A 1018-nucleotide genomic window follows, 5' to 3' on the forward strand; every position below is an offset into this window, starting at 1 on the left:
CCCCATCGCCGCCACGGCGGCGGCGAAGGCGGGACCGTCGTCGGGAAACCTCCGGTCCCAGTCCGCCGCCCGCGCGGCGAAGAACTCACGGACATGGTCACGGTCATACACGCGTGTGCGACGCTCGCTCATACCCCGCATGATCCCCCGGAAGGGCCGTAACGGACGGTGCATGTTCGGTCGCGTGACGATCCGTCCGGCAAGGCGAAGCGTCATGTTCCGCCACCTTTCGAAAGGCGGGCCGTCGCGCCCCGGGCGCCTGACTAGCGTCCCGGTCCCATGGGACATCTGGACCACGCAGCCTTCGGCTGGCTGACACCGCTGCTGTCGTACGCGATGGCCTGCATCGGCGCCGCCCTCGGGCTGCGCTGCACCGTCCGCGCGCTGGAGGCCACCGGCAGCTCACGCCGCAACTGGCTGCTCACCGCCGCCTCCGCGATCGGCACGGGCATCTGGACAATGCACTTCACCGCCATGCTCGGCTTCGCCGTCCGCGGCACCGACCTGCGCTACGACGTACCGCTGACCGTGCTCAGCCTGGTCGTCGCCATGGTCGTGGTCTGCGCCGGCGTCTTCGCCGTCGGATACGGCCGGGACCGCACCCGGGCCCTGGTCCTCGGCGGGCTCACCACCGGCCTGGGGGTCGCCTCCATGCACTATCTGGGAATGGCCGCCCTGCGCCTGCACGGCGAGGTCTCCTTCGACCCGCTCAGGATCGGCGTCTCGGTGGTGATCGCCGTCGTCGCGGCCACCGCGGCCCTCTGGGCGGCCCTCAACATCACCGCACCGCTCGCGGTGACCGTGGCCTCCCTGGTCATGGGCCTGGCGGTGAGCAGCATGCACTACACCGGCATGTCCGCGGTGCGGGTGCGGGTCGTCCCCTCCACCGAACCCCTCGCCGGGGCCACCGCCATGCAGTTCGTCTTCCCGCTCGCCGTGGGCCTCGGCTCCTGGCTCTTCCTGACCTCCGCCTTCGTCGCGCTCTCCCCGACGGCGGGCGAGCGGGCCGCCGAGGAGG

At 71.8% G+C, this 1018-nt stretch carries 1 protein-coding gene; it reads left to right on the forward strand.

Annotation, left to right across the window (positions count from 1 at the left end; translation table 11 throughout):
• Positions 1-279: 279 nt before the first annotated feature.
• On the forward strand, positions 280-1018 hold a 739-nt coding region (locus HW445_RS32500), incomplete at its 3' end, for an MHYT domain-containing protein (protein ID WP_180224327.1).

Source organism: Streptomyces sp. UH6 (genome assembly GCF_013421635.1).
GTDB lineage: Bacteria > Actinomycetota > Actinomycetes > Streptomycetales > Streptomycetaceae > Streptomyces > Streptomyces abyssomicinicus.